Annotated in this window: 4 protein-coding genes and 1 pseudogene; 1 reads left to right on the top strand and 4 read right to left on the bottom strand. The window is 71.3% G+C overall.

Annotation, left to right across the window (positions count from 1 at the left end; all coding sequences use genetic code 11):
- From JHN63_RS49910 to JHN63_RS49900, 3 genes are all read right to left on the bottom strand, one after another.
- A partial coding sequence (locus JHN63_RS49910) for an SDR family oxidoreductase (RefSeq protein WP_200691762.1) occupies positions 1-668 on the bottom strand: 668 nt, incomplete at its 3' end.
- 14 nt (positions 669-682) lie between these two features.
- Positions 683-1,120 carry a hypothetical protein gene (locus tag JHN63_RS49905; protein WP_200691761.1) on the bottom strand — a complete coding sequence of 146 codons (438 nt, stop codon included), beginning with the start codon at positions 1,118-1,120 and terminating at the stop codon, positions 683-685.
- 30 nt (positions 1,121-1,150) lie between these two features.
- Positions 1,151-1,666 (bottom strand): GNAT family N-acetyltransferase, encoded by a 516-nt coding sequence (locus JHN63_RS49900; RefSeq protein ID WP_200691760.1) that lies wholly within the window; start codon positions 1,664-1,666, stop codon positions 1,151-1,153.
- Between the two features lie 89 nt (positions 1,667-1,755).
- Between JHN63_RS49900 and JHN63_RS49895 the strand changes: the two genes are divergently transcribed.
- Positions 1,756-2,829, top strand: a complete 1,074-nt coding sequence (locus JHN63_RS49895) for an aminoglycoside phosphotransferase family protein (RefSeq protein WP_234478904.1) — start codon at positions 1,756-1,758, stop codon at positions 2,827-2,829.
- On the opposite strand, the pseudogene JHN63_RS49890 reads toward JHN63_RS49895, so the two are convergent.
- Positions 2,816-3,118, bottom strand: a pseudogene (locus JHN63_RS49890) (hypothetical protein); the annotation flags it as partial. The gene JHN63_RS49895 and the pseudogene JHN63_RS49890 sit on opposite strands and share 14 nt — an antisense overlap.

Here is a 3,118-nt window from a genome sequence, read left to right as displayed (position 1 = left end):
CCCGTCATCGCCGCCCCCACCGCCCCCGGCATCCGCACCGGCAGCACCAGCCGCCGTTCCTGCCTGGCCCGCAGCAACCGGCGCACCATGTCGACGAGTTGCTCGACGCGCGGCCCGGCGAGATCCGGGGCCATGCCCTGCGCCGGGGCCGACGCGAGCCGCACCAGGTGCCGGGCGACCTCACGTGCCGCGACCGGCTGGGTCCGCATCCGCGGCACCACCGCGAGCGGCCCCGGCACCCGGCCGAGGGTCTGCTCGGCGAACTCGTGGAACTGCGTCGCGCGCAGCACCGTCCACGGCAGCGGGCCCTCCTTCACCACGTCCTCCTGGCGGAGTTTGCCCTGGTAGTAGCCGAGGCCGACCCGGTCGATGCCGACGATCGACAGCACCACGTGATGCCGTACGCCGGCCCGCTCGCCCGCGGCCAGCAGATGGCGCCCTACGGTGTCGAAGAACGCGATCGACTTCCGCGCGCTCGTGGTCGTCACGTTGCTCACGTCGACGACCGCGTCCACCCCGTCGAGCGCGGCATCGAGCGCCGCGCCCCCGGCGAGGAGATCCACCCCTCGCGACCGGCTCAGCACCACCGCCTCCTGCCCGGCCGCGACCAGCTCCTCGACCACGTACCGGCCCACCAGCCCGGTACCGCCCGCCACCGCCACCCGCATGCCGACCCTCTCCTTCACCGGGATTCACCCCGCTCCGCGGAACGGACGGACCCCGCCACCGGTACCAGCAGCACCGCCGCCAGCAGCACCAACGCGGCCAGGAACACCACGTTCAGCACCTGGTCCCGCGTCCCGTACATGTCGAGGTGCCGCACGTGATAGCTGAAGTGCAGCACGTTGAAGACCAGCCACACCGCACCTGTCGTCTGGACCAGCCTGGTGTTCCGCACCTGGCGCAGCGCGATCAGCGTCAGACAGGCCAGCGCGAGGAACATCGCCCCCGCGTCCTTGGCGAGATGCTCGTTGTAGGGGCCGAGCTGGGGCAGCCACGTCAGCCCGAGCCCGGGGAAGTTCGCATACCACCCCGTCGGCGAGAAGTAGGCCCAGAGACCTGTGTACAGACTGACCACGGCCAGCAGACCGAGGCTGAGGTACCGGATTCCTGTGTTCATACCGGTACGACGACACAGCCCCCGCGAATGTCAGGCGAGGCGAATGTCAGGCCGAGCACCGGACCGGGCGTCGCACCGGGCGTCGCACCGGCGATCCGATTCCCTCTCCCGCACCATGAACACGTCCACGGCGTCCTCCGCCTCGACGACGAACCCGTACCGCTCGTACAACCGCCGGGCCGGAGACCCCCGCAACACATTCAGCCGCACGACACGAACACCATCCCGGTCGCACCGCTCCAGCAGCACCCGCAGCACACCGGAACCGATCCCGCCGCCCTGGAGCCGCGCGTCGAGATAGAAGTGCTCCAGCCAGTGGCAGCCGGCCTCCGCGTCCGGCCGTAGCGCCACGCATCCGGCGAACGCGCCGCCCACCTCGATCACCCAGGTGCACTCCGGCGCGAACCCGTCCCGCAGCCGCTGCCGCACGCGCCGGGAGTCGTAGCGCCCGAGCCGTTCCAGATCACCGCGCAGCACCTCCGCGCGCAGCTCGGCCACCGCCTCGACGTCGGCCGCCGACGCGGGCCGTATCTCCCAGTCCGCCATGATCAGCACGCTACCGTGCGCTACCGCGCGGCCTTGTGCCGCACAGAAATCAATGGCATCGGTCCGCCATCCGCTGCTGGAATGACCGAATGCAGGACACGCAGGACGACGACACATCGGACGACGACGCATCAGTGGTCATGGACCGCGGGCAGTACGAGAACTCCAAGACCCCCTGGGATCAGGAGAGTTGGCGCGGCGCGCTGCTCGGCTGGGCCGACCGTGAACTCGCGGCGAGGGGACTGCGCGCGGCGGGCCGACGGAGTGTGCGGCTGCGCCCCTGGTCCGTACTGGTCCGCATCCCGGTCGAGGGCACGGACGCCGCCGGCCGCCCGACCACCGTATGGCTGAAGGCGAATCCCCCGGCCGGCGCCTTCGAGGCCCCCCTCACCGCCGCACTGGCCCGCTGGGTCCCGGAGTACGTCCTGCACCCCCTCGCCGTCGACGCCGACCGCGGCTGGACCCTGCTCCCCGACGGCGGCGACCTCTTCCGCCAGGTCCTCGACCGCGACCCGGCCGACCCCCGCGCGTGGGAGGAACCCCTGCGCCGGTACGCGACGATGCAGCGCGCGCTGATCCCGTACGCCAAGGACCTGGAAGACCTCGGCGTCCCCGGTGCCCGTACGACGGCACTTCCCCAAGTCTTCGACCGCACAGTGGAGTTCATCGCTTCCGTACTCACGGAAGACGCGGCCGTCGATCTCACAAGGATGCGTGCCGCACGCCCCCGCCTGCTCAACTGGTCAACGGAACTGGCCGACTTGGGGATCGAGGACTCCCTGGACCACTCCGACCTGCACGACGGCCAGTTGTTCCACCCGGAGCCCGGCCGCTTCACCTTCTTCGACTGGGGCGACGCGGCCGTCTCGCACCCGTTCTGCAGTTTCCTGGTCCCCGCCGGCGACATCGTGGAGCGCTACGGCCCCGAGTCGCTCCCCCGCCTGCGGGACGCCTACCTGGAACCCTGGACCGCAACCGGCCGTACCACCAAGGAACTTCACCGCGCCCTGACCCTGGCGGAACGGCTCGGTGCCATCGGCCGCGCGGTCTCCTGGGGCCGGCACTTCCCCGGCGCGTCCGACGCGACGCGCAGGGCGGGCGCGACGGCGAGCGCGAGGTGGCTGCTGAAACTGTCGTCGGACGAACCCCTCACGACCGGTTGACGGCCAACCACGCCTCCATGGCGGCGAAATCCGCCTCCGTGATCCCGTACCGATGGTCGACGCGTTGCAGCAACGCCCGTTCGGGATGATGGGCGGTCACCCAGTCGCGGTCGGCGTCCCGGATCTCGTCGTCCACCCAGACGAAGGGACGCCCGCCGGCCCAGGCGACGAGCGACCGGGTCTTCCAGTGCAGGCGACCGCCCGCACTGTCCCCCTCCTCCCCCTCCTCCCCCTCCTCGGCCGGATCGGGCCAGTCCACCAAGGGGAGTTGGGGCAACCCGAGCCAGGG

This window comes from Streptomyces sp. MBT65, assembly GCF_016612545.1.
Lineage (GTDB): Bacteria > Actinomycetota > Actinomycetes > Streptomycetales > Streptomycetaceae > Streptomyces.
This window is presented reverse-complemented; position numbering and strand designations above follow the sequence as displayed.

Coding starts and splice junctions, on each gene's coding strand:
- JHN63_RS49900 (WP_200691760.1), bottom strand. CDS start 1,666: ATGGCGGACTGGGAGATACGGCCCGCGTCGGCGGCCGACGTCGAGGCG.
- JHN63_RS49895 (WP_234478904.1), top strand. CDS start 1,756: ATGCAGGACACGCAGGACGACGACACATCGGACGACGACGCATCAGTG.
- JHN63_RS49905 (WP_200691761.1), bottom strand. CDS start 1,120: ATGAACACAGGAATCCGGTACCTCAGCCTCGGTCTGCTGGCCGTGGTC.